General features: G+C 74.8%; 27 protein-coding genes and 1 pseudogene. 21 read left to right on the top strand and 7 right to left on the bottom strand.

All coding sequences use genetic code 11. The features are described from left to right. Positions 1 to 6: 6 nt before the first annotated feature. A complete protein-coding gene (locus tag AB0883_RS07385; protein WP_366640129.1) occupies positions 7 to 1539 on the bottom strand; it encodes an FAD-dependent oxidoreductase in 1533 nt (510 codons plus the stop codon). Positions 1540 to 1628: 89 nt separating this feature from the next. Further along, positions 1629 to 2120 carry an MSMEG_6728 family protein gene (locus AB0883_RS07380; RefSeq protein ID WP_366640128.1) on the bottom strand — a complete coding sequence of 164 codons (492 nt, stop codon included), beginning with the start codon at positions 2118 to 2120 and terminating at the stop codon, positions 1629 to 1631. A 91-nt stretch (positions 2121 to 2211) separates the two neighbouring features. On the opposite strand from AB0883_RS07380, the gene AB0883_RS07375 reads away from it, so the two are divergent. Beyond that, the gene (locus tag AB0883_RS07375; protein ID WP_366640126.1) at positions 2212 to 4002 is read left to right on the top strand and encodes an NAD-binding protein; all 1791 of its coding nucleotides are present in this window, start codon (positions 2212 to 2214) and stop codon (positions 4000 to 4002) included. A 40-nt stretch (positions 4003 to 4042) separates the two neighbouring features. Here AB0883_RS07375 and AB0883_RS07370 read toward each other — a convergent pair whose 3' ends face one another. Both AB0883_RS07370 and AB0883_RS07365 read right to left on the bottom strand, forming a co-directional pair. Next, on the bottom strand, positions 4043 to 5281 hold the full coding sequence (locus tag AB0883_RS07370) for an APC family permease (protein WP_366640124.1): 1239 nt from the start codon (positions 5279 to 5281) through the stop codon (positions 4043 to 4045). A 9-nt stretch (positions 5282 to 5290) separates the two neighbouring features. Beyond that, entirely contained in the window at positions 5291 to 6058 is a 768-nt protein-coding gene (locus AB0883_RS07365; RefSeq protein WP_366640123.1) for a phosphatase PAP2 family protein, read from the bottom strand. Between the two features lie 113 nt (positions 6059 to 6171). Here AB0883_RS07365 and AB0883_RS07360 point away from each other — a divergent pair, with 113 nt between their 5' ends. After that, a complete protein-coding gene (locus AB0883_RS07360) occupies positions 6172 to 7383 on the top strand; it encodes a DUF4032 domain-containing protein (RefSeq protein WP_366640121.1) in 1212 nt (403 codons plus the stop codon). A 27-nt stretch (positions 7384 to 7410) separates the two neighbouring features. On the opposite strand, the gene nagA is transcribed toward AB0883_RS07360, so the two are convergent. From nagA to AB0883_RS07345, 3 genes are read right to left on the bottom strand one after another with little or no spacing between them, the layout of a single operon-like run. Then, positions 7411 to 8520, bottom strand: a complete 1110-nt coding sequence (nagA, locus tag AB0883_RS07355; protein ID WP_366640120.1) for an N-acetylglucosamine-6-phosphate deacetylase — start codon at positions 8518 to 8520, stop codon at positions 7411 to 7413. After that, positions 8520 to 9440, bottom strand: a complete 921-nt coding sequence (locus AB0883_RS07350) for an ROK family protein (protein WP_366640118.1) — start codon at positions 9438 to 9440, stop codon at positions 8520 to 8522. The genes nagA and AB0883_RS07350 overlap by 1 nt, the downstream gene beginning before the upstream one ends. After that, complete coding sequence (locus AB0883_RS07345) at positions 9437 to 10366, bottom strand: SIS domain-containing protein (RefSeq protein ID WP_366640116.1); 930 nt, start codon at positions 10364 to 10366, stop codon at positions 9437 to 9439. Before AB0883_RS07345 ends, AB0883_RS07350 begins: the two co-directional genes overlap by 4 nt. 194 nt (positions 10367 to 10560) lie before the next feature. Here AB0883_RS07345 and AB0883_RS07340 point away from each other — a divergent pair, with 194 nt between their 5' ends. The 19 genes and pseudogenes from AB0883_RS07340 (at position 10561) to AB0883_RS07250 (ending at position 23913) form a co-directional block, all read left to right on the top strand. Next, entirely contained in the window at positions 10561 to 11346 is a 786-nt protein-coding gene (locus tag AB0883_RS07340; protein ID WP_091626905.1) for a DeoR/GlpR family DNA-binding transcription regulator, read from the top strand. 169 nt (positions 11347 to 11515) lie between these two features. Then, the gene (locus AB0883_RS07335; protein WP_366640115.1) at positions 11516 to 12526 is read left to right on the top strand and encodes an ATP-binding cassette domain-containing protein; all 1011 of its coding nucleotides are present in this window, start codon (positions 11516 to 11518) and stop codon (positions 12524 to 12526) included. Then, positions 12523 to 13539 carry an ABC transporter permease subunit gene (locus tag AB0883_RS07330; protein ID WP_366640113.1) on the top strand — a complete coding sequence of 339 codons (1017 nt, stop codon included), beginning with the start codon at positions 12523 to 12525 and terminating at the stop codon, positions 13537 to 13539. The genes AB0883_RS07335 and AB0883_RS07330 overlap by 4 nt, the downstream gene beginning before the upstream one ends. A gap of 239 nt (positions 13540 to 13778) precedes the next feature. Continuing rightward, positions 13779 to 14309 carry a DUF3263 domain-containing protein gene (locus tag AB0883_RS07325; protein ID WP_366640112.1) on the top strand — a complete coding sequence of 177 codons (531 nt, stop codon included), beginning with the start codon at positions 13779 to 13781 and terminating at the stop codon, positions 14307 to 14309. 234 nt (positions 14310 to 14543) lie between these two features. Continuing rightward, positions 14544 to 15278 (top strand): hypothetical protein, encoded by a 735-nt coding sequence (locus tag AB0883_RS07320; protein WP_366640111.1) that lies wholly within the window; start codon positions 14544 to 14546, stop codon positions 15276 to 15278. Then, positions 15275 to 15667: a phage holin family protein gene (locus AB0883_RS07315; RefSeq protein ID WP_366640110.1), complete on the top strand. Its 393-nt coding sequence runs from the start codon at positions 15275 to 15277 to the stop codon at positions 15665 to 15667. Before AB0883_RS07320 ends, AB0883_RS07315 begins: the two co-directional genes overlap by 4 nt. 22 nt (positions 15668 to 15689) lie before the next feature. Beyond that, positions 15690 to 16451 (top strand): DUF3618 domain-containing protein, encoded by a 762-nt coding sequence (locus AB0883_RS07310; RefSeq protein ID WP_366640108.1) that lies wholly within the window; start codon positions 15690 to 15692, stop codon positions 16449 to 16451. After that, the gene (locus tag AB0883_RS07305; RefSeq protein ID WP_366640106.1) at positions 16420 to 17316 is read left to right on the top strand and encodes a hypothetical protein; all 897 of its coding nucleotides are present in this window, start codon (positions 16420 to 16422) and stop codon (positions 17314 to 17316) included. The genes AB0883_RS07310 and AB0883_RS07305 overlap by 32 nt, the downstream gene beginning before the upstream one ends. A gap of 253 nt (positions 17317 to 17569) precedes the next feature. Beyond that, complete coding sequence (locus AB0883_RS07300) at positions 17570 to 18079, top strand: GNAT family N-acetyltransferase (protein WP_366640105.1); 510 nt, start codon at positions 17570 to 17572, stop codon at positions 18077 to 18079. Between the two features lie 274 nt (positions 18080 to 18353). After that, positions 18354 to 18818 (top strand): hypothetical protein, encoded by a 465-nt coding sequence (locus tag AB0883_RS07295; protein ID WP_366640103.1) that lies wholly within the window; start codon positions 18354 to 18356, stop codon positions 18816 to 18818. Between the two features lie 2 nt (positions 18819 to 18820). Further along, positions 18821 to 20050: an SRPBCC family protein gene (locus AB0883_RS07290; RefSeq protein WP_366640336.1), complete on the top strand. Its 1230-nt coding sequence runs from the start codon at positions 18821 to 18823 to the stop codon at positions 20048 to 20050. Continuing rightward, positions 20047 to 20262, top strand: a pseudogene (gvpJ, locus tag AB0883_RS07285) (gas vesicle protein GvpJ); the annotation flags it as partial. The gene AB0883_RS07290 and the pseudogene gvpJ (AB0883_RS07285), both read left to right, overlap by 4 nt. A 212-nt stretch (positions 20263 to 20474) precedes the next feature. Then, a complete protein-coding gene (locus AB0883_RS07280; RefSeq protein ID WP_366640102.1) occupies positions 20475 to 21230 on the top strand; it encodes a GvpL/GvpF family gas vesicle protein in 756 nt (251 codons plus the stop codon). 3 nt (positions 21231 to 21233) lie between these two features. After that, complete coding sequence (locus AB0883_RS07275) at positions 21234 to 21713, top strand: gas vesicle protein GvpG (protein WP_366640100.1); 480 nt, start codon at positions 21234 to 21236, stop codon at positions 21711 to 21713. Continuing rightward, complete coding sequence (locus tag AB0883_RS07270; protein WP_366640098.1) at positions 21673 to 22020, top strand: gas vesicle protein; 348 nt, start codon at positions 21673 to 21675, stop codon at positions 22018 to 22020. The genes AB0883_RS07275 and AB0883_RS07270 overlap by 41 nt, the downstream gene beginning before the upstream one ends. Position 22021: 1 nt before the next feature. Continuing rightward, a complete protein-coding gene (gene gvpJ / locus AB0883_RS07265; RefSeq protein WP_366640096.1) occupies positions 22022 to 22390 on the top strand; it encodes a gas vesicle protein GvpJ in 369 nt (122 codons plus the stop codon). Beyond that, positions 22374 to 23213, top strand: coding sequence for a GvpL/GvpF family gas vesicle protein (locus AB0883_RS07260; RefSeq protein WP_366640094.1), 840 nt, complete (start codon positions 22374 to 22376; stop codon positions 23211 to 23213). Before gvpJ (AB0883_RS07265) ends, AB0883_RS07260 begins: the two co-directional genes overlap by 17 nt. Next, positions 23210 to 23464, top strand: a complete 255-nt coding sequence (locus AB0883_RS07255) for a gas vesicle protein (protein WP_366640092.1) — start codon at positions 23210 to 23212, stop codon at positions 23462 to 23464. Before AB0883_RS07260 ends, AB0883_RS07255 begins: the two co-directional genes overlap by 4 nt. Beyond that, positions 23461 to 23913 carry a gas vesicle protein K gene (locus AB0883_RS07250; RefSeq protein WP_366640091.1) on the top strand — a complete coding sequence of 151 codons (453 nt, stop codon included), beginning with the start codon at positions 23461 to 23463 and terminating at the stop codon, positions 23911 to 23913. Before AB0883_RS07255 ends, AB0883_RS07250 begins: the two co-directional genes overlap by 4 nt. Positions 23914 to 23925: the final 12 nt, after the last annotated feature.

The following is a 23925-nucleotide window of genomic DNA, read 5'->3' as shown; positions in this document are numbered from 1 at the left end:
CTTTGCTCATCCCCGGCCGGCGAGCAGGCCCCGGGGCCGGATCGAGCGCACCGGCTCGGCCGCGCCGCCCTCGGCCCGCAGGACGTGGTTGGCCGCGATGATCCCGGTCGCCGCCGACCGCTCCATCAGCGCGCTCGGGAAGTCCGTCCGGATGCCGTCGCCGGCCAGGTAGAGCCCGTCGGCGTCGGTGCGTACCCCCGGCCGCCAGGCGTGGCTGCCGGGCGTGAACGCCGGCGCCTGCGCCTCCACCCGGGCGCGCAGCTCGCGGACCCGCAGCCGGGCCGCCTCCGGCCAGAGCGCCGTCAGCTCGGCCCGCATCCGCTCGGCCAGCTCCTCGGCCGGCACACCCGCCTCGCAGGCGTACGCGTGCAGCTCCACGATCGAGCCACCGGTGCGCTCCGCCCAGCGGCGGGACTCGTTCTCCAGCCGGTGGTAGAGGGTCACCGAGTCCAGGGTGGGCTGCCGGGACACCCCGCTGAACACCGCCCGGTCGGCGGAGACGTCCCCGTCGCACCAGTAGCGCGCCACCGCGTACGGCGGTCCGGGCCGGCCGAACGCGGGCATCCGCGCCGCCAGCCGGGGCGCGTGCTCGGCCAGGCCGGGCGAGGCCGCGACCAGCGCGGCGAGGGCGGGCGGGTCGACGGCGAGCACCACGTGCCGGGCGGGGTACGACGTGCCGTCGGCGGTCGTCACCCGCCAGCCGCCGCCGGCGCGGGTCACGGCGGTGGCGGCAGCGTCCGTCACCACCCGGCCGCCGTGCTTCTGCACGTGCCGCGTCAGCGGCTCCCAGATCGCCGTCGCGTAGTCCTCGTCCGGGCAGTCAAAGGCCAGCCCCTCCGGGTTGCCCAGCAGGTAGAAGTGGAACTGGGCGATCATCTCCGCCGCCGACATCTCCGCCTCGTGGTTGAAGAACGAGTGGGAGAAGACCTCGAAGAGCATCGCGCGGGCCCGGTCGGGCAGCCGCAGCGAGGTGAGCAGCGCGTCGGCGGTCGTGTCGTCGAACTCGGCGTAGGTGCGCCCCGGGTCGTAGGTGAGCAGCGGCAGCGCCGCGTCCCGGTCCATTCCGCGCAGGTCGCCCAGGCGCAGGCTGGGGCTGCGCAGCAGCAGCGCCAGCAGGTTCGCCGGCGGGGCGGGCGGCAGCCTGCCGAACTCCTCGGTGGGCCACCGATCGCTCAGGATCGGGTAGCCGGGAACCGGCTTGAGGAAGCCGAGGCCCGGGTCGGCGCGGCGCAGGATCGACCGCCAGTTGTAGTACTGCCGGAAGAACGCGTGGAAGCCGTGCTCGTTCGTCTGCCGGGTGCCGCCGGCGAGCGTCTCCGGCCAGGCCCCGAGCCGGCCGCCGAGCGTCGGCGCGGCCTCCAGCACGGTCACCGTCACCCCGCGCTCCGCCAGCACCACCGCCGCCGACATGCCGGCGATCCCGCCGCCGACCACCACCGCCTCGACCGGGCCCGGCACGCGCGGGGCGCCGCCACCGCCCGGGTCCACCTCGTGCTCGCGTACGCCGATGAGCCGACCGACCACCTTCGACAGCGCCATGTGCACCTTCCCGCCGGATGGTCTCCAGTCTGCCCGGTGACCCGTCAGGAGGAACGTTCCCCGACCGCGGGCGCCGCACGCGCCCCGACTCACGCCGGCGGCGGCAGGCAGCGCCGCTGCCGGTCCGAGGCGGGCCAGACGTACTCCAGGTCGGTCGGGACGTCGTCGCCGAAGATCGGGCCGTAGTGCCCGGGGTCCTTGCGTAGCAGCGACGAGCGGTGGCTCAGGTGCAGGTCGTCGCGGCCCAGCCAGGGCGGCAGCTCCCCGGCCTCGGCCAGCTCGGCCTGGGTGCGGACCCGGGTCAGGCCGCAGGCGGCGGCGAGGTCGGTGGTCATCGTGGCCGCGCAGGTGTCGGCCCGGCCGGGCTCGCACCAGACCGCGCAGACGTCCAGCCCGTACCGGGTGAGGGCCTCCTCGTACCCGGCCCACATCTTCACCGCCGGGTGGTTGCGCCAGCCGTACGTGGGCCACGTCAGCCCGCGCAGCACCTGGATGGTCTCCACCCGCTGCTTGCCCAGCCGTTTCTGGTCCAGCGTCCGGGCGCTGGCCAGGAAGTCCGGGTACGGCAGGAACGTCTGCATGCCAGTGCTCTACCCGTCCCCGGAGGGGACATGCCGACGCGACCAGCGTTCATGATCACGGGGCTGCGCCCGCCGCGACCGGCTGACTACGATGCGGCACATGGCGGAGCCCCTGCTGGATCGTGCGCGGCGTGCCGGCCGGCGGCTCCGGGTCAACGGCGACGCGCGGGCGCACTACGTGATCTGCGGTCGCGACGCCCTCGCCTACTGGGTGGTGCGGGCCCTGCTCGCCACCGAACTCCAGGCCGGCCGCGTCCGGATCACCCTGGTCGTGCCCGAGCGACCGCGCTCGGACGAGCCCGACGGGCGCGACCTCCAGGGCGTCGAGGTCGTCCGCGCCGACCGGCTGGACGAGGTGACCTTCCGCCGCGCCGGGCTGGCCGGCGCCGACGGGCTGGCCCTGCTGCACCAGGACGACGTCGGCAACATGCACGCCGCGCTGTGCGCGCAGGAGGTCGAGCCCCGGCTGCGCCTGGTGGTGCGGATGTTCAACACCAGCCTGGCCAACGGGGTGCGGCAGATCTTCCCCGACTCGGCGGTGCTCTCCGACGCCTCCATGGCCGCCCCCGCCTTCGTGGCCGCCGCGCTCGGCGAGGTCGCCCCCACCCACTTCCGGCACGGCGGGCGCACCCTCTACGTGGCCCGCCGCGACGACGTACGCCCGACCGACGTGGTCTGCGGGGTCGCCGACACCCGCGACCAGCAGCAGGTCCGGCTGCTGCCCGCCGACGAGCGCGCGGCCGACCTGGTGATCGCCGAGGCCACGGGGACGCCGCCCGGGACGGAGCTGGCCGCCCGCCGGCTGAGGCGGGCCCGCCGGCGACGTCGCCCCCTGACGGTGCTGCTGCGCGCCGTACGCAGCTTCGCCACCCGCAAGATCGGCGTGGCGGTGATCGTGCTGCTGGCGGTGATCGGGGTGCTCGGCTGGCTCAACGGCTACGCCGCGCACGAAAAGGACTGGGGGGACTCGCTCTACCTCACGCTGGTCACCACGCTGACCGGGCAGGACCCCAACCCCGACAAGTCGGCCGCCGAGCAGGTCATGCAGGTGGTGCTCAACCTGGCCGGGCTGGCGCTGATCCCGCTGATCACCGCCGTGGTGGTCGACGGCATCGTCAACGCCCGGCTGGCCCTGCACTCCGGCCGCATCCAGCCCGAGCGCTCCGGGCACGTGGTGGTGGTCGGGCTGGGCAACGTCGGCACCCGGGTGATGGCGCAGCTCTGCGACTTCGGCGTCGAGGTGGTGGCGATCGACAAGCTGGCCGAGCCGCGCGGTGGGGCGCTGGCCCGGCGGCTCGGCGTACCGCTGATCGTGGGCGACGCCGCGCTGGAGGAGACCCTCCAGTCGGCGTCCGTGGGCGGCTGCCAGGCGCTGGTGGTGGTCTCCACCGACGACGAGACCAACCTCCAGGCAGCGCTCATCGGCCGGGCCGTCAACCCGGAACTCCAGGTGGTGCTGCGGCTCTTCGACGGCCACTTCGCCGAACGCATCCAGCAGGCGTTCGGCATCGGCGTCTCGCGCAGCGTGTCCTACCTCGCGGCACCGTCGTTCGCCGCCGCGCTGCTGGACCGCGCGGTGATCGCCACCATCCCGGTCGGCCGGCACGCGCTGCTGGTCACCGAGGTCAGCGTCGCCGCCGGGTCGGCGCTCGACGGCAGGCCGCTCGCCGCCGTCGGACGGGCCGAGAGCGTACGCCTGCTGGCGCACGCCCGGGCCGGCCAGCGCCTCGACTGGGCGCCCGACGCGCGGCTGGTGATCGTCGCGGGCGACCGGCTGACGGTGGTGGCCCGCCGGGCCGGCCTGAACGCCCTGCTCCGCGAGGCCGCGCCACCCCCGCCGGAGGAACCGGTCACGCCCACGCCCCGCCAGTCGGAGGAGTGACGGCGCCTGGTCCGCCGTGCTGCGCGCCCCGGGAGCGGCGTCAGGGCCGGTGGGGGCGCAGGGCGTACCAGAGGGCGCCGGCGGCGAGCACGGCGGCGCCGGCGAGCACGCTGGCCGGCGGCAGGTTGACCGCGAGCAGCAGGCAGCCGGCCAGCCCCAGCACGGCCAGTGCCCGCACCGGCAGCCGCCGGCCCGGGTCTCGGCCCAGCGTCAGCGCGGCGGCGTTGGTGACTGCGTAGTAGACCAGCACCGTGCAGCTGGAGAAGCCGATCGCGTCGCGCACGTCGCCCAGCAGCACGATCGCCACCACCACGGCGGCCACGGCCAGCTCCGCCCGGTGCGGCACCCGGTGCACCGGGTGCACGGCGGCCAGCGCCCCCGGCAGGTCGTGGCGGCGGGCCATCGCCAGCGCGGTGCGCCCCACCCCGGCGAGCAGGGAGAGCAGCACCCCGGTCACCGCCACGGTCGCCCCGGCCCGCACCAGCCACGCCAGGCCGGGCAGTCCGGCGGCCGTCACCACGTCGGCCAGGGGAGCGGCGGACGCGGCCAGCCGGTCGGCCCCGAGCACGCCGACCGTCACGACCGCCAGCACCAGGTAGACCGCCAGCACCACGCCGAGGGCCAGCGGGACCGCCCGGGGGATGGTCCGCTCCGGGTCGCGCACCTCCTCGCCGAGGGTGGCGATCCGGGCGTACCCGGCGAAGGCGAAGAAGAGCAGCCCGGCGGCCGTGAGCACGCCCCGCCCGCCGGCGTCGAGGTCGCCGAACCGGTCGAGCGAGAAGTCGCCGCCGGCCGCGCCGGCCACCGTGACCAGGGCCAGCACCGCCAGCACCACGGCGACCAGCACCTTCGTCGCGGTCGCGGTCCTGCCGATGCCGCGCAGGTTCACGGCGGTCACCGCCGCCACCGCGCCGACGGCGACGAGCCGGGCCTGTCCCGGCCAGAGGTACGCCCCGATGGTCAGCGCCATCGCCGCGCAGCTCGCCGTCTTGCCGACCACGAAGCCCCAGCCGGCCAGGAACCCGGCGAAGGGGCCGAGACGCTCCCGCCCGTACACGTAGGTGCCGCCGGACTCCGGGTAGCGTGCCGCGAGCCGGGCCGAACTGGTCGCGTTGCAGAAGGCGACGAAGCCGGCCAGCGCGAGGGCCGCCAACAGGCCGGCCCCGCCGGCCGCCGCCGCGGCGGGCGCGAAGACCACGAAGACGCCCGCGCCGAGCATCGATCCCAGGCCGATGACCACCGCATCCCGTACGCCCAGCCGGCGCGCCAGTCGATCCACGACGGGACCCTAGAGGGCGGAGATGAACGGACGGTTCCAGTCCCGCAGCGCTCCCGGCAACGGCAGGTCGTCCCAGGGCACCCGGTGCAGCAGCCGGTCGAGGAGAAGCCCCAGCAGCAACCCGGCGACCGAGTCGGTCAGCCAGTGCCAGCCCAGGTAGGTGGTGGTGCAGAGCACCACCACCGGCGGCACGACCCGGACCACGGTGACCAGCCGGGGCGGTACGGTCCGGCCGTACGTGCGCAGCAGCGGGGCGAGCAGCAGCGCGATGACCCCGTACCAGAGGATCGCGTTCGCGACGTGGCCGGAGGGGTAGGACTGGGCGAACCGAAGCGGCAGCTCGTCCTGGAACAGCGGGAGGGTCTGCTCGGCGGGCAGGAAGGGTTCCTTGATGCTCGCGCTGGGCGCGGGTCGGGCGGTCCACACCTTGAGTGGGCCGATGGTCAGGTAGCTGAGGGCGAAGGCGAGCACCGGCGGCAGCACCGGGCGGACGGATCTCAGCCGCACCGCGAGCAGCACCCCGAGCCCCAGGGCGATCAACGTCAACGGGGTGCCCTGGCCGAGGTAGTTGAGGACCACCGCCGTCCAGTGCGCGGCCGTCGGCCGGTGCGCCTGCGACCAGTCGGCGACCGCCCGGTCGATGCCGAAGAGCCGCTCGTCGGCGAGGGCCACGGTCATCCCGACCAGGGCGGTGAGCAGCAGCGCGTCGAACCACCAGCCGGCCGGCCGGACCGGCCGGAGCTGCGCCTTTCCCCGTACCGTCGTGGTCTCCCGCACGCCGACCACGCTACCGGCCCCGCTCCGTGCCGGACCGGGACGGGCCGGGGCCGGCTGTGTGCCGAGCCACGAAGGGAGGCGCTCGGCGGGGGGAACCCGTCAGACTTGTGCCCGTGCGGATCACCTCGGCCCTCGTGGACCCGGCGCTGCTCGACCTCCCCTGGTCGACCCCGCTGGAGGAGTGGCCTGCGCAACACCTGGTGGCGCTGCCCCAGGGCATCTCCCGGCACATCGTCCGCTTCGTCCGGCTGGGTGAGTACGTCTACGCGTTCAAGGAGACCCGCGAGCGGATCGCCGAGCGGGAGTACGACCTGCTCCGCGCCCTGGAGCGGATCGACTTCCCGTCGGTCGAGGCGGTGGCGATCGTCGCCGACCGGCAGACCGACGACGGGGAACCCCTCGAGTCGGTGCTGATCACCCGGCACCTGCAGTTCTCGCTGCCCTACCGGGCGCTCTTCTCGCACACCCTGCGCCCGGAGACGATGGGCCGGCTGCTCGACGCGTTGGCCGCCCTGATCGTCCGGATGCACCTGACGGGCTTCTTCTGGGGCGACTGCTCGCTGTCGAACACGCTGTTCCGGCGGGACGCGGGGGCGTTCGCCGCGTACCTGGTGGACGCCGAGACCGGGGCGCTGCACCACTCCCTCTCCAACGGCCAGCGCGGCGAGGACCTGGAGATCGCCCGGGTCAACATCTTCGGCGAGGCGCTCGACCTCCAGGCCGCCGGGCTGCTGCACGAGTCGATCGACCCGGAGGTGGTCTGCGAGGAGGTCGTGCAGCGCTACGAGCGGCTGTGGCACGAGATCACCTACGAGCAGCAGATCGAGCGGGAGGCCCGGCACGACATCGAGGGGCGGATCCGCCGCCTCAACGAGCTGGGCTTCGACGTCGCCGAGGTGGCCATGTCCACGATCGACAACGGGCGGTACCTGATCCGGCCGAAGGTGGTCGACGCCGGCTACCACACCCGGCGGCTGCTCCGCCTGACCGGCCTGGACGCCGAGGAGAACCAGGCCCGCCGGCTGCTCAACGACCTCGACGCGTACCGGGCCGAGAGCTACCTGACCGACGAGCAGCAGGCCGCGCACCGCTGGCTCACCGAGGTCTTCGAGCCGGTGGTCCGGGCCGTGCCCGCGCACCTGCGCCGCAAGCTGGAGCCGCAGGAACTCTTCGCGCAGATCATCGAGCACAAGTGGCTGCTCTCCGAGCGGGCCGGCCGGGACGTCGGAATGGCCCCGGCCGTCCAGTCTTTCCTCGCCGACGTGCTGGTGCACCGCCCCGACGAGCAGGCGGTGCTCGGCGTCGAGGTCCCCACCTCCGGCTGACCCCGGACCGGCGGCGATCCGGCGGCGTCACTCCAGCCAGGAGCCGCCGCGCATCACCCGGACCACGTTGAGGTCGTCGTCGAGCACCACCAGGTCGGCCCGGAGCCCGACCTGGAGCGCGCCCAGCTGGTCGCCGAGGCCGATCGCGCGGGCCGGTGTGGTGGACGCCATCCGCACGGCGTCCGCGATCGGGATGCCGGCGCCCACCGCGTGCCGCAGCGCGGCGTCCATGGTCAGGGTGCTGCCCGCGATCGCGCCGTCGCGGGCCAGCCGGGCCACGCCGTCCGCCACCGTGACCGTCTGGCCGCCCAGGTCGTACTCGCCGTCGGCCATGCCGGCGGCGGCCATCGCGTCGGTGATCAGGGCGGCCCGCTCGGGGCCCGCCGTCGACGTGGCGAAGGCCAGCATCCCGTCGTGCAGGTGCACGCCGTCGGCGACCAGCTCGCAGACCACGTTCGGGGCGTCCAGCAGGGCCACCACCGGGCCGGGTTCGCGGTGGTGCACCGGCCGCATGCCGTTGAACAGGTGGGTGCCGACGCTCGCGCCCGCCGCGACGGCGGCGCGCGTCTCGTCGTACGTGGCGTCGGTGTGGCCGACCGCGGCGACCACCCGGTGCGCCGTGAGCAGCTTGATGGCCTCCAGCGCGCCGTCCCGCTCGGGGGCGAGGGTGACCATCCGGACCGCCCCGCCGCCCAGCTCGATCAGCTCGGCCAGCTCGTCGGTGGACGGGTCGCGCAGGTACTCGGGGTTCTGCGCGCCGCAGCGGGCGGAGGAGAGGTACGGCCCCTCGAAGTGGATCCCGGCCAGCACCCCCTCGGCGACCAGCGGGGCGAACGCCTCGGTGGCCGAGCGCATGAGCACGAAGGGCGAGCTGACGAGGCTGGCCAGCAGGGTGGTCGTGCCGTGCCGCAGGTGGAAGTCGGCGGCCTGCCGGGCCTGCCCGGCGTCGCCGGTGGTGAAGGTGTGCCCGCCGCCGCCGTGCGTGTGCATGTCGACGAAGCCGGGCACGATCCAGTGCCCGTCGCGCACCGACGGGTACTCGGCCACCGCCCGGATCCGGCCCTCGTCCACCTCCACGCAGCCCTGCCGGATCACGCCGGTCGGGGTCACCACCTTGCCGTTCACCCGAAGAGCCATCACTTCTCCAGACTGTCGAGGGCGAGCAGGGCGGCGCCGAGGCAGCCGGCCTCGTCGCCGAGGGCCGCCGCGACCAGGCGCGGCTCCCGATGGAACGTCATCCGCTCGTGCAGCGCGGCCCGGAGCGGGTCGAGCAGCCGCGCGCCGGCCCGCGTGAGGCCGCCGCCGAGCACGACGGCCTCCACGTCGTAGAGGGCCTGACCGGTGGCGAGCCCGTCGGCGAGCGCCTCGACGGCCTCCCGCCAGACGTCCACCGCCAGCGGCTCGCCGGCCGCCGCCCGGTCGGCGACCTCGGCGGCGGTCGCCGGTACGGCCGCCAGCTCCGAGTAGCGCCGCCCGATCGCGGAGGCGGAGGACACCGCCTCCAGGCAGCCGGGTCGGCCGCAGCCGCAGCGCGGCCCGCCGGGGCGTACGAGGATGTGGCCGATCTCCCCGGCGGCGCCGTGCGCGCCGGTGGCGGCTGTGCCGTCGACCACGTGGGCGGCGGCGATGCCCGTGCCGATCGCGACGAAGAGGACGTGCCCGGCCTCGCGGCCCGCGCCGAGCCGCGCCTCGGCCAGGCCGCCGGCGCGCACGTCGTGGCCGAGCGCCGTGGGCAGCCCGAGCCGCTCGTGGGCGAGGTCCCGCAGCGGTACGTCCCGGAAGCCCACGTTCGCCGACCAGACGGCGATCCCACGCTCCTCGTCGATCACCCCGGGCACCGCGATGCCGACGGCGACCGGGTCGAGCCCGTCGGCGCGGGCCTTGCCGGCCAGCCCTTCGGCGACCCCCAGGACGGTGTCCACCACGGCGTCCGGGCCGCGCCCGGCGTCGGTGGGGTGCCGCTCGGTGTGCAGCACGACGCCGTCCGCCCGGACCAGGGCGCACTTCATCCCGGTGCCGCCGACGTCCAGCGCGACGACGACGTCGGCTGGGCTCACGCGAGGACCACGGAACGGGTCAGGTGCCGGGGCGCGTCGGGGTCGAGGCCCCGGCTGGTGGCGAGCGCGACGGCGAACCGCTGCGCCAGGATCAGGTCGGCCATCGGGTCGACCGGCGTACGGCCGGCGGCCCAACTGCCCAGGACCGTGCGGCAGCCGTGGGTGCGGCTGTGCACGAACGCCGCGCCCGTCGCCGCCACGTCCGCCGGCAGCCCCTCGGGCAGCTCGCCGAACGCCCAGACCAGCCGGCCCGGCGCGGCGATCGAGATCGGCCCGTGCCGGTAGTCCATCGCCGGGTACGCCTCGGCCCAGAAGGTGGCCGCCTCGCGGCACTTCAGGGCGGCCTCCTGGGCCAACCCGACCGTCCACCCGCGACCGAGGAAGGTGGCCTGCTCGATGCGGGTCGGGTCGATCGGCAGCGGGGCGCGCACGGCCACCTCCGCGTCGGCGGCGAGCGCGTCGATGTTGTCGCCGAGGTGGGCGCGGAGCAGGGCCAGTGCGGTGGTCGCGAAGCGGGTCTGCACCACCGAGCGCTCGTCGGCGAAGGGCATGGTCACCGCCGCGTCGGCCAGCGCGACGGCGGGGGAGTCGGGGTCGCCGACCAGGACGGTGGTCGGCACCCGCCCGCGCAGGGCGGCGATCAGCTCGGTGACCTCGGTGGTGGTGCCGGAGCGGGTGATCGCCACGAGCCGGTCGTAGCGCCGGCCGGTCGGGAACTCGGAGGCCTGGAAGGCGTCGGTCTCACCCTGGCCGAGGTGCTCGCGGCGGGCCGCGTACGCCATCGCCATGAACCACGACGTGCCGCAGCCCACGACGGCGACCCGCTCCCCGGGGCGGGGGAGGTGGTTCGTCACGGTGGCGGCGAGTCGCGCCGCCTCCCGCCAGCAGTCGGGCTGGCTCGCGATCTCGGCGTCGACGTACGACATGAGAACTCCTACGCAGGGGAGCGGTGCGCAATACGGCTCGTTAGAGCCGCCTTTCGCGCGTTATTCTGCGCGAAAGCGGCTGGTTGTGGCAACCAGCCCTGACATCGCGCAAGCCAGGGTTTTGCGCCCTCGCAGTTTCGCGCACTACTGTGCACGCAATCAATCACCGACCGCGCAGTAACTGGAGGGCCCGGGTGGACCGGTACGCCAGATGGAACGCCCTGCTCGAGATGCTGACCGACAACGGCCGGGTCAGCGTCGAGGAGGCGGCCGAGCGGCTGGACGTCTCCCAGGCCACCATCAGGCGCGACTTCGACCAGCTCGCCCAGCAGCAGATGATCACCCGGACCCGGGGCGGCGCGGTCGCCAACGGCGTCTCGTACGACCTGCCGCTGCGCTACAAGACCGCCAAGCACTCGGCGGAGAAGCAGCGGATCGGCGCCGCCGCCGCGGCGCTGGTCTCGCCGGGCACCGTGGTGGGCCTGAACGGCGGCACGACCAGCACGGAGGTGGCGCGGGCCCTCGCCGTCCGGCCCGACCTGAACACCAGCGCCGAGGGCGCCCAGCTCACCGTGGTCACCAACGCGCTGAACATCGCCAACGAGCTGCTGGTCCGCTCCCGGATGAAGGTCGTGGTGGCCGGCGGCGTGGTCCGCCCGAAGTCGTTCGAGCTGGTCGGCCCGCTGGGCGGGGCGCTGCTGCGCGAGGTCACCCTGGACGTCGCCCTGCTCGGGGTGGACGCGATCGACCCGCAGCTCGGCGCCGCCGCCCACCACGAGGGCGAGGCGGCGATGAACAACCTGATGGTGGCCCGCGCCAAGCGGGTCGTGATCATCGCGGACTCGTCCAAGTTGGGCGGTCACGCCTTCGCCCGGATCTGCCCGGTGGACCGGGTGGAGACGCTGGTCACCGACTCCGGGGCCAACCCGGAGGTGGTGGAGGCGTTCCGCGCCGCCGGGGTGACGGTCATCTGCGCCTGAGGTGAGGTCGGGGGCGCCCTCCTGCGGGGGCGCCTCTGCCGACGGGCTGGCCCGTGGACGGAGCCGTCCCGCTCACCTGTTCGGCGCGTCGCATGCATACCGGGTATTGCGGCCTTCTGCATACCGCGTATGGTGTCGCGTGTCATACACCCATCGGGGGAGGTGCAGCTTGCCAGCTGTCCTGGAGATCGAAGGTCTCCGCAAGACGTACAAGAGCCGTCGGCGCGGCACCCGCAACGCGCTCGACGGCTTCGACATGCGGGTCGAAGAGGGGCAGGTGCACGGCTTCCTCGGCCCCAACGGGTCGGGCAAGACCACCACGCTGCGTACGCTGCTCGGCCTCATCCGGCCCGACGGCGGCCGGATGACGGTCCTCGGCCACGAGGTGCCGGCGGCGCTGCCCGCCGTCGCCGGCCAGGTCGGCGCGATCGTCGAGAGCCCGCAGTTCTTCCCGCACTTCACCGCCCGCGACACCCTGTCCCTGCTCGCCGGCGCCGGCGACGTGCCGCAGCAGCGCGTGGACGAGGTGCTGGAACTGGTCGGGCTGCGCGACCGTGCCGGCGAGCGGGTCAAGACCTACTCGCTCGGCATGAAGCAGCGGCTCGCGGTCGCCTCGGCCCTGCTGAAGAACCCCAAGCTGCTGATCCTCGACGAGCCGGCCAACGGCCTCGACCCGGGCGGCATCCGGGAGATGCGCACCCTGACGCGCAGCCTCGCCGAGTCGGGGATGACCGTGGTGCTGTCCAGCCACATCCTCGGCGAGATCCAGCTGATCTGCGACTCCGTGACGATCATCTCGCTGGGCCGGCGGGTGGCCTTCGGGCCGGTGGAGCAGGTGCTCGCCCAGCACTCCTCGGGGGCGGTCCGGGTGCGGCTGGAGGCGGTCACCGACCTGCCGATCGCCGCGGACGCGCTGACCCGCGCCGGGATCCGGGTGACCGGTCAGCCCGACCATCTGATGCTCGCGGGGGTCGACAAGCCGGCCACGGTGACCCGGCTCCTCGCCGAGCAGGGCCTCTACGTCAGCGAGCTGGCCCCGATCGCCGTCGACCTGGAGAGCGTCTTCCTCGAACTGACCGCCACCGCGCCGGTACCCGGCCAGCACCGGCAGGTCGACCAGTCCACGAAGGTCGGTGACGCGGGGCAGCCCGGCGCCGCCGGAGGAGGGTGGGGCGCGTGAGCCTCTACCGTACGGAGCTGCGCCGGCTCACCAAGCGGCGCTTCACCCGCTGGATGAGCCTGCTGGGCCTGCTGGTGCTCGCGCTGGTGGTGATCGGGGTCTTCCTCACCAACGAGAAGATCGACGCCGCCGCGCTGGCGAAGGCCGAGCGCGCCGCCGAGCAGCAGTGGCAGCAGGACGTCCGCCACAACGCGCAGTACCGCGCGGAGTGCGAGAAGGCGAAGGCCGCCGGAACGGCCCAGGCCGAGCAGTTCCCGGAGGACTGCGCGACCATCCAGCCGCCGCCCCGGGAGGCGATCGAGGCGCAGTGGTTCCTGCCCTCCACCTTCGACTTCCGGGAGAACTTCGGCGACACGCTGCTGCCGCTCGCGGCGATCCTGGCGCTGGTCGGGTTCGTCGTCGGCGCCTCCTTCGTCGGGGCCGAGTGGAACACCGGCGGCATGATGAACCTGCTGCTGTGGCGGCCGAAGCGGCTGACCGTACTGCTGACGAAGCTGGCGGCGCTGCTCACCGGGCTGGTCGCCCTGGCGGTGCCCACGACGGCGCTCTGGTTCGGCAGCTTCTGGCTGGTCGCCACCTTCCGTGGCAGCACGGCGAAGATGACGTCCGGGGCATGGCAGTCCTTCGCCCTGACCGGGCTGCGCGGGCTGGTGCTCGCGCTGGTCACCGCGACCATCGGCTTCGCGCTCGCCTCGCTGGGGCGGCACACCGCGATGGCCCTGGGCGGGGTGATCGCCCTGATGGTCGTCGGCCAGTTCGGCCTCGGCATCCTGCTGGCGATGGCCGGCGTGCGCTTCGCCGAGGCCTGGCTGCTGCCCACCTACGCCGTGGCGTGGATGCAGAAGAAGGTCACGCTGGAGGACTGGAACGCCTGCCAGGCGACCTACTTCGGTGAGTGCAAACCGGACACGCTCGACATCACCTGGCAGCAGTCCTCGGTGATGATGGCGGTCGGCTTCGTGGTGATCCTCGGCGCGGCCCTCTGGGCGATGCGCCGGCGGGACATCTCCTGACCGCGGGCGGTGCGGCCGGCGGCTCTCCCCGGCCCCGGTCGCACCGCCCCCCCCCCGCCCCGGCGGGGATGACGACTCCGGGCGGGTCCGGTGGGTCCGCGCGACGGACACGACGTGAACCGGAGCGGTCACGTTCCGGCACCGTCGCCCGATGCGAACCGGGTCGGCCCTGGTTAGGCTGGTGTCCCCCCACCGGTCGGCGTCGTGGTGTGCCGCCCGCCAGCCCCACGAGGAGCGCCATGCAGCCCGCCGACGCCGCCCCGGCCGCCACCGAGCCGCCCGTGACGGGCCGGCCCGGCGAGACCGGCGCGAGCGTCGGGGACCCCACCGGGGAGGCGCGGGACGCCGGCAGCGTCGTTCCCCAGCCGCGTACCGGTCCGGGCCCCGGAACGCCGACGGTCCCGCAGCCCCGCTCGGCGCCGGAGCCGGACGTCGCCGTGGCGGCACCCCGCGAGGCCGGCGCCCCGCCCCGCGAGGCCGACGCCGACGCCTCGCCGGACCCGGCCATCCACCCCGCCCCGGCGGACGCCCGGCCGGAGGACGGCCTCACCGAGCGTGAACGCGGCATCCTCGCCTTCGAGCAGCAGTGGTGGCGGCACGCCGGCGCCAAGGAACAGGCCATCCGGGACACCTTCGGCCTCTCGGCCACCCGCTACTACCAGTTGCTCAACGCGCTGCTCGACAACCCGGCCGCCCTCGCCGCCGAACCGGTGCTGGTGGGGCGGCTGCGCCGGTTGCGATCCTCCCGGGCCCGCAACCGCCGCCGCTGACCGCTGTCGCACCCCGCGACCGGTCCCAGCCTCCCCACCCCGTTTCGACCGCCCGGTCCGGTGCCGCCGGCGTGCCGTCGCACCCAAGCGGACCACCCGCTCCTACCCCCGCCGCCGGCACGGAATGTCGGCGATCCGTGCGGGTACGCGGGTGTCGTTCCGGGCCGCGTCTCGCGGCCGGTTCACGTTCCGGGCCGTGACCCTGCGGCCCGGGGCCGACGGAGGGAGCGGGCGATGACGCAGATCAACCCGAGCCGGCCACCGGACGGTGCGACCGGCACCGCACAGCAGGCCCGGCAGGAGGCGTCCCGGGTCGGGCACCAGACGGCCCAGGTGGGCGGACACGTCGCGCACACGGCCGCCGAACAGGGCGGACACGTGGCGTCGGAAGCCCGGCGGCAGGCGCACCACCTGACCGGCGAGGCCGGCACGCAGTTGCGTGACCAGGCCCGGGCACAGCAGCACCGGGCCGCCGAAGGGCTGCGCGGCATCGGGCGCGAACTCAGCTCGATGGCGGAGCGGAGCGAGGACTCCGGGATGGCCGGCCAGGCGGTCCGCCGTGCGGCGGACGCCGCCCAGCAGGCGGCCGGCTGGCTCGACGAGCGCGAACCCGGGGCGATGCTCGACGACGTGCGGTCGTACGCGCGCCGGCACCCGGGCACCTTCCTGGCCGGCGCGGCCCTGGCCGGCATGCTGGTCGGGCGACTCACCCGGAACCTGACCGCCTCCGGCGACGGGGCGCGGGGCGCCGGCCGGCCGTCGACCCCGCCGACCGCCGCGCCCACCGGGCCGGGCACCGCGCCCACCGGGCCGGCCGCCGCGGCCACCACGGCCGGGCCGCAGCCGTACGAGCGGAGTGTCGAGGCGCCGTACCTGCCGGAGGAGGCGTACACCGGGACGGCCCGGGTGCGCAACGCCTCGCCGCCCGGTCGGCAGGGGCCGGACATCCCCGGCGGGGTGGCGCCGTGAGCGCCCCCGAGAAGGAACGGACGCAGTCGGTCGGCGACCTGCTGGTCGAGGTGACCCGGGACTTCTCCACGCTGGTCCGCAAGGAGGTCGAACTGGCCAAGGCGGAGCTGCGCGAGGAGGCGGGTCGGGCCGGCAAGGTCGGCGGCATGTTCGGCGGGGCGGCGCTGGCCGGTTTCCTGACGGTGCTGTTCGTGTCGTACGCGCTGTGGTGGGGGCTGTCCAACGTGATGGACCAGGGCTGGGCGGCGCTGATCGTGGCCGTCATCTGGGCCGCCGTCACGGGTGGCCTGCTCAGCAGGGCGCGCAAGGAGATGGCGCAGCTCCGCTCGGTGCTGCCCCGCACGCAACAGACCGCGCGGGAGATACCGGACGCGATGCGAGGCCGGTGAACCAGCCGGGAGGGAGCAGATCATGTCCAACGATCCGGACCGGATCCGGTCGGAGATCGAGAACACCCGAAACGAACTGAGCAGCGACGTCGACGCGCTGGCCGACAAGGTCAATCCGCGGCGGATCGCCGGTGAGCGCGTCGGGCAGGCCCGCGGCGCGTTCACCCGGGCCAGGGAGAAGGTGATGGGCGTGCAGTCGGACGGGCACGGCACCGCACAGCGGATGTCGCACGCGACAGGTCAGCGGATCTCGCACGCGGCTGATTCGGCGCGGGGGCTCGGGGAGCAGTCCCGGGACCAGATGTCGCACATGGCCGGGTCGGTGCGGGGGTTCGGGGAGCAGTCCCGGGACCAGGTGTCGCACATGGCCGGGTCGGTGCGGGAGGAGGCCCGCTCGCTCGGGCAGCAGTCCCGCCAGCAGGCGCAGGGCAACCCCCTCGCGGCCGGCCTGATCGCCTTCGGCGCCGGGCTGCTGCTCTCGTCGCTGATTCCGCCCAGCCGCCCCGAACGGCAGTGGGCCGGGCAGGCCAGGGACATGGTCGGCGAGCACGCGGACCAGCTGCGGGCGCAGGCCGGACACCTGCGGGAGCAGGCCGGCCAGGTCGGCCGCGAGATGGGCCGCGAGATGGGCCACAACCTGCGCGAGCCGGCGCAGCAGGCGGCCCGGGCGGTCGGTTCCACGGCCGTCAGTGGCGCATCCGCCGTCCGGGACGAGGGCCGGTCGGCCGCCCACCAGATGCAGGGGCAGGCGCATGAGGCCGCCGACGACCTCCGTCGCCGCTGAGGCGACCCGGGTGGTCGGGGCGGCGCGGACGATGCGGGTACGCTCCGCGTCCGCGCCGCCCCCCGGCCGGGCGGTCAACGAGGACCTGGTCTTCCGGTTCGGGCCGCTGGTCGGCGTGCTGGACGGCGCCACCGTGCCGGAGGGGTTCGACACGGGCTGCGTGCACGGCACCGCCTGGTACGTCCGGCACCTCGCGGCCCGGCTCGGGCTGGCGGAGGCGGTCCGCCCGACGGCGACCCTGATGAGCAACCTGGCGGCGGCGATCCTCGCGGTGCGGGCCGACCACGGCGACGAGTGCGACCTGGACCACCCGGGCACCCCGTCGAGCACGGTCTGTCTGCTCCGCGACGGCGGCGACCACGTCGACCACCTGGTGCTCTGCGACAGCCCGCTGGTGCTCGACGCCGGCGGTCGGGTCGCCGTGGTCACCGACGACCGGCTGGACGCCGCGACGGCGGAGCTGCGGGCCATGGTCGCGGCCCTGCCGGCCGGAGGCGTCGACCGGGGCGCCCGGTTCCGGCAGGCGGTCGAGACGCAGCGGGCGCGGATGAACCGTACCCACGGTTACTGGGTGGCGGCCGCCGACCCGGACGCGGCGTTCCACGCGGTGACCGGGACCCTGCCGCTGCGGGGGCCGGGCGCGGTACGCCGGGCGGCGCTGCTCAGTGACGGCGCGTCCCTGGTGGAGCAGTTCGGTGTCCTCGACTGGGCGGGGCTGCTGGACGTGGCGACCGCCGAGGGCCCGGGCGCGCTGATCGACCGGGTACGCGTCGCCGAGCGTGACCACCCGGACCGGTTGCGCCGGCACAAGCCGGCCGACGACGCCTCCGTGGTGCTCTGCGAGTTCGACGCCGAGACGCCCTGACCGGCCTCCGGGTGGGCGGGTCCGCCGCACGAGGCGGCTGCTCGGCCTCGGCGGGTAGTCGCCGCGTCGGGGCCACCGACGAGCGGGACCCGCACGCCTCCCGCCCGGCCCGTTGCCCTGGCCGGACGGGCGGTCGACAGCGGAGCGTGAGGCGGAACACGATGCGGTCCGACCGGCCGGTACCTTCCGCCGGACCGCCAGTCGGGGCCCGATGGGGTGGACTTGGGCCGGTGGGGCCGGCAGACTGCGGCACGTGGCGGGAACGGTGCGGCTGGAGCCGGTGGACGAGCAGAATCTGGAACCGTTGCTCTCCGTAGCGGCTGCGGAAGCGGAGCCCGGCGACGTGATGCCGCCGGTGGAGGCCCCTGCGGGGTGGTCGTGCGCCCGGCGGGAGGCGTTCCGGGAGTTCCACCGGGCGAGCTTCGGGGGTCTGGACGGCCCGACCGGCACCTGCATGTACGCGATCCTGGCCGGCGGCGAGGTGGTCGGCATGATCCGGATGACCCGCCGCGACGAGCCGGGCACGGTCGAGACCGGGATGTGGCTGGGCCGCTCCGCCCGGGGTCAGGGAATCGGCGCGGTCGCCCTGCGTGAACTGTTGAACGAGGCGGCGGCGGCCGGAATGCGACTGGTGGTCGCGGAGACCACCGCCGACAACCACGGCGCCGTTTCCGTGCTCGAGAAGTGCGGCGCAAAATTGCACGAGAGTGGCGGCAGGGTGCACGCCGAGATATGCCTCGATTCGACGCTGCCGGCCCTGTGACGCCCATTCCCCAATTCTTTCCTTTCTGACGTTCTTCCTGCTCGGCGCTGCCTGGCTGTCCGCTTTGCGCGGATCGCCAAGAAGCTGCTCCGGTCCCTGTGAATGGTCCGGCAGAATCGGCGGAGTGTTTCGCCGATAGGTCAACGGGTACTGCCCGTCGGGTCCGATTAAACGGGACACCTGATGTGCGGTCCGGCGCGTGCTGATCCCCGGCGGCCATTCTTTCGACCATTGCCGTCAGGTGTCCGGCGCTCCGGGGAGCGGAGGAGAACTGATGAACAGCGGAGCACGAATCGGGCTCGCGGTCGGCTTCGGCTACCTGCTGGGCCGCCGGCGCAAGCTGCGTACCGCTCTCACCCTGGCCGCCGCGGTCGCGGCCGGTCGGGCCAGTCGGGAGCCCGGCGGACTGCTGAAGGCGGGCGGCAACCTGCTTCAGAAGTCCCCCCACCTGAGCAACGTCGGCCGCCTCGGCGGCCCGCTCGCCGCCGCCTCCAAGGCGGCCGCGACCGCCGCCGCCGGCAGCGGCATCGATGCCGTCAGCGGCAAGCTGCGCGGCTCGGCCGACGCGCTGCGCCGCAAGGGCGGGGCCGGCACCCCCGACGACGGCGACCGGCCGGACCGGAACACGGACGCCGGGCAGCAGAAGCGCGACGCCGACGGCGGGCAGCAGGGCCGCGACGCCGACGGCGGGCAGCAGGGCCGCGACGCCGACGCCGACAACGAGCAGCGGGGGCGGTGACCATGCCGGACACGACGAACCCCGGCGGCCTCGGGAACAAGCTCCGGGGCCAACTCGCCGGCGAGGCGCGCAACCTGGCCAACGCCATCGGCGAACGCGCGATGCAGGTGGTGACCGAGCGGATCACGGGCGCGACCGGCCGGCTCAGCGACTACGCGAAGCAGGGCGGCGGTCCCGGCCTGATCGCCGCCGCCACCGGCACGCAGAAGCTCGCCGAGGGCGGTTCACCGGTGAAGGCGATGGTCCATGCCGGACTGGCCGGCGGTAAGGAGAAGGTCATGTCGGCGCTCGGCAAGGGCGGCAAGCGTGGCAAGGGCGGCGGCAAGAAGCTCAAGGTCACCAACATCGTGGAGGCGATCGAGGTCGGCGTGCCGGTCCGGGTCGCGTACGACCAGTGGACCCAGTTCGGCGACTTCCCGAGCTTCATGAAGAAGGTCGAGAACGTCGACACCGAGTCGGACGAGAAGCTGACCTGGAAGGCGCAGGTCTTCTGGTCGCACCGCACCTGGGAGTCCACGATCGTCCGGCAGATCCCGGACAAGCTGATCCACTGGCGCTCCAAGGGCGAGAAGGGCTCCGTCGACGGCACGGTCAGCTTCCACGAGCTGTCGCCCGACCTGACCCGGATCCTGGTGGTGCTGGAGTACCACCCGCAGGGTCTCTTCGAGCACACCGGCAACCTGTGGCGGGCCCAGGGCCGCCGCGTCCGGCTGGAGCTGAAGCACTTCGTCCGGCACGTGATGACCCAGACCGTCCTCGATCCGGAATCGGTGCAGGGCTGGCGCGGCGAGATCGAGGACTCGCAGGTGGTCCGCGACCACGAGACCGCGCTGCGCGAGGAGCAGGAGGAGCGCGAGCAGCAGCGGGAGGGCGAGGGGCGGGAGGAGCGCGCGCCGCGCGGGCGGCGTGAGCCCGAGCCCGAGGAGGAGGCCGAGGAGGAGCCGCGCGAGGAGCGTCGGCCCGCCGAGCGTGGCCGCCGCCGACCGCCCCAGCGCCGTCGCCCGGCCGAGGACGAGGAGTACGAGGACGAGTACGACGAGGGCGACTACGACGAGTACGAGGACGAGGAGCCGGAGGAGGAGCAGCCCCCGCCGCGCCGCCGTGCCCCGGAGCGGGCCCGCCGTCCGCAGCCCCGCGAGGAGCCCCGTTCCCGCGAGGAGCCCCGCGCCCGCCGGTCACCGGAGGCACCCCGGCGACCCGTGGTGCGCCGTCGACGGGAGGAGCGGGAGTGACGCTCGCGACGAGTGAGGGTCAGGCCGGCGGCGCCCTGGAACGCGGCGGTGCGGGCTCCGGCCTGGCCGACGTGGTGGAGACCGTGCTGGACAAGGGCGTGGTGATCGACGCCCAGGTCTCGGTCGCCGTGGTCGGCATCCAGCTACTGGAGATCAACGCCCGGATCGTCATCGCCAGCGTGGAGACCTATCTGCGCTTCGCCGAGGCGGTCGACCGGTTCGACATCACGCCGAAGAACCAGAAGGGGCTGCCGGACCTCATCGAGGGAGCCTCCGGGGCGGTCGGCGCAGGCAAGGCGGCGTCCGGGATCGGCAGGACGGTGGGCGCGATCGGCGGCGCGGTCAAGGACGCCGTCGACGAGCTGGGCTCGGACGACCGGGACCGTGACCGGCCCCGGCGGCGCCGGGACGAGGAGCGCTGAACATGGCCGAGGAGACCGGAATGTTCATCTACGGCATCGTGCCCTCCGACGTGGAGCCGACCCCGGACGCCGCCGGGGTCGGCGACCCGCCCGGAGAGGTGGCGGCGGTCCGGCACGGCGACCTGGCCGCGCTGGTCAGCGAGGTGAGCCTGACCGAGCCGATCGGCCGGCCGGCGGACCTGACCGCGTACCAGGAACTGGTGGACGGTACGGCGGCCGTGGCGCCGGTGCTGCCGGTGCGCTTCGGCACGGTCGTCACCGGGTCCGACGCGGTCGCCGACCTGCTGGACGCGCACCACGACCGGTTCGCCGCCGCCCTCGACGAGTTCGAGGGCCGGATCCAGTACACGGTGCACGGGCGCTACGACGAGGCGAACCTGATCGCGGCGGTGCTGGCGGAGAATCCCGCCGCCGCCGAGCTGGCGGACCAGGTGCGTGGGCAGCCGGAGGCGGCCACCCGCCCGCAGCGGATCCGGCTGGGCGAGATCATCAGCCAGGCGGTGGAGCTGCGCCGGGAGGCGGAGAACCGGCAACTGGTCGACACCCTCGGTCCGCTCGTCGTGGCGAGCGCGCCCCGGCCGCCCAGCAACGAGCTGGACGCGTCGAACGCCGCCTTCCTGGTCGACCGGGACCGGGAGGACCAGTTCGTCTCGGCGGTCGAGGAGTACGCCGAGCAGCGCCGCGAGCTGATCCGGATGCGCCTGCTCGGCCCGCTCGCGCCGTACGACTTCGTCAGCGCCCACCAGTTGACGGGGTGACCGGTGGACATCCTGTGGACGCTGCTGACCCTGCCGTACGCGCCCGTGCGGGGGCTGACCGCGGTGGTGAAGGTCATCGCCCGGGAGGCGGAGTCGCGGCAGCACAACCCCGTCGACGTCCGGCGTGAACTGGAGGCGCTGGACGCGGCGGCGGCCGCCGGCGAGATCAGCGCCGCGGAACGGGACCGGGGACAGCAGCAGGTGCTGGAGCGGCTGACCGGCGGTGCCCGACGGCCGGCGCCGGCCCGGGGCCGGACCCCGGCCCGGAACGGCCCCGCGTCCCGTCGGGAGAACGGCGGGACCGGGCAGCAGCCCGGCACGGAACGGGCTCGGCAGGCCGGCACGGGCCGGGCGCGGCAGGGCGCCACGGAACGGGCTCGGCAGGCCGGTACGGAACGGGCGCGGCGGGTGTCGCGCGGCGGCGGCGAGGGAGGTGAGCGCGGTGGTGGATCTGATCCGCGGCGACGGCGGTCGGGCGCGTAGGAGTGAACCCGTCGACGACCGGTACGACGACGAGGAGGAGTACCTCGAACCGATCTCGGCCGCCGAGGCGGCGCGCGAGGGGATGCGGCAGATCGTCGAGTTGACCGGCCGGGATCCGGTGGGGACCACCTCGCTGAAGTCGTCGCGGGACGGCTGGCTGATCGGGGTGGAGGTCATCGAGGACCGGCGGATCCCCAGCTCCACCGACCTGCTCGGCCTCTACGAGGTGGAGCTGGACCTGGAGGGCGGCCTGCTCGGCTACCGGCGGGTGCGGCGCTACCAGCGCGGGAAGGGCGAGGTGGGTTGAGGTGAGCGTGCAGCCGCCGCCGGTGGTGCAGAACTCCGGCCAGGTCCTGCCCGCCGGGCACGAGCCGGCCAATCTCGGCGACATCCTGGAACGCGTGCTCGACCGGGGCATCGTGATCGCCGGCGACATCCGGGTCAGCCTGCTCGACATCGAGCTGCTGACGCTCAAGCTGCGACTGGTCATCGCCTCGGTCGACACGGCCCGGCAGATCGGCATCGACTGGTGGGAGCACGACCCGTGGCTCAGCTCCCGGGCGAGGCCGCCGGTGGAGCCCGGCCCCCGGGACCCGGAGCAGGTGGAGGCGGAACGCCGTCCCCGGGTCGCCCGGGAGGCCGCCCGCAGGGAGGAGCGCGATGAGTTCGACGGCTGACCTCGTACCCGCCACCGGGCCGGCGAGCCTCGGCGTCGGGGTGTGGCTGCACGGCGTGGCGCGGGACGTCGACCCGGCCCTGCTCGCCACGACCGCCGGGATGGACGGCGCTCCGGTGCGCGCGGTGCGGGCCGCGGGCCTGGTCGCCGTCGTCAGCGCCGCGCCGCTGGCCGAGTACGGCGAGGAGGCGCTGCGCCGCAACCTGGAGGACCTGGCCTGGCTGGAGCGGGCGGCCCGGACGCACCACGCGGTGGTCGCGGCCCTGTCCCGCGGCGGTGCCGTGGTGCCCGCCCGGCTCGCCACCGTCCACCACGACGACGCCCGGGTGGCGGGCCAGCTCACCGCCCGCCGGGTCGAGCTGACCGCCGTCCTGGAGCGGCTCGCCGGCCACGACGAGTGGGGCGTCAAGGGCTACGTCGTGCCGGGCGCGACGCCCCGTCCGGCGGCACCCGCCGGTTCGGGCGGGGCCGGGGCGGCGTACCTGCGGCGGCGCCGGGCCCAGCTCACCGCCCGCGAGGAGGGGCAGCGGATCGCCGCCGACGCCGCCTCCGCCGTGCACGGGGCATTGGCCGGGCACACGACGGCCGCCCGACGGCACCCGCCGCAGGACCGCCGGCTCTCCGGGGCCCCCACCGCCATGGTGCTCAACGGGGCGTACCTGGTCGGGCACGGATCGGTCGCCGGATTCCGCCAACTGGTCGGCGCGCTCGCCGGGCGGCACCCGGAGATCCGGCTGGAGCTGACCGGCCCGTGGCCGCCGTACTCCTTCGCCGAGGAACGGCCCCCCGGGCCGGCGCTCACCGTCCGGGAGCCGGCGTGGTGACCACGTCGCTCGCGGCCAGCAGCGCCGACGACCCGCTGGCCTACCGGCCGGTGGCCCTGGTCGACCTGCTCGACCGGGTCCTCGCCACCGGCGTGGTGATCAGCGGCGACATCACCATCGCCATCGCCGACGTCGACCTCGTCCGGATCTCCCTGCGGGCACTGGTCGCCTCCGTCGGCGCGCTCGCCCCGCCGGAGCTGCGGGACGCCGCCCCGGCCGAGGTCCCCTGGCCGGCGGGAACGTCGGCATGACCGCCCCCGGCGACCGCGCGGTCGGCCCGGGCAGGCACGCGGACGGCCCGGGCGACGGGGTCGGGACGGCGGGCGTGGGCCGGGCGGGCGGCGGTGGCACCCGCCGGGACGAGGCGGCCGAACTCGCCGCCGCGCTCGGCGACACCCGCTGGCAGCCGCCCCGGGTGACGCCGCTGGACCGCCGGCTGGCCGTCGACCGGGACTCCGTCGAGCGGGGGCTGGCCAGCCTCGTGCTCACCGTGATCGAGCTGCTGCGGCAGCTCATGGAGCGACAGGCGCTGCGCCGGGTCGACCTCGGCGACCTCACCGAGGAGCAGGTCGAACGGATCGGCACGACGCTGATGGCCCTCGAGGAGCAGATGACGGGGCTGCGCGAGTACTTCGGCCTCACCCCCGAGGACCTGAACCTCGACCTGGGGCCCCTCGGCCCCCTCCTGCCCACCGACTGACGGATCGTCCAC

Origin of the sequence: Micromonospora sp. NPDC047812 (assembly GCF_040704175.1) — a bacterium.
Taxonomy (GTDB): Bacteria; Actinomycetota; Actinomycetes; order Mycobacteriales; family Micromonosporaceae; genus Micromonospora.
The sequence above is the reverse complement of the archived record's forward strand: the minus strand, read 5'-3'. Positions and strand labels throughout refer to the sequence as shown.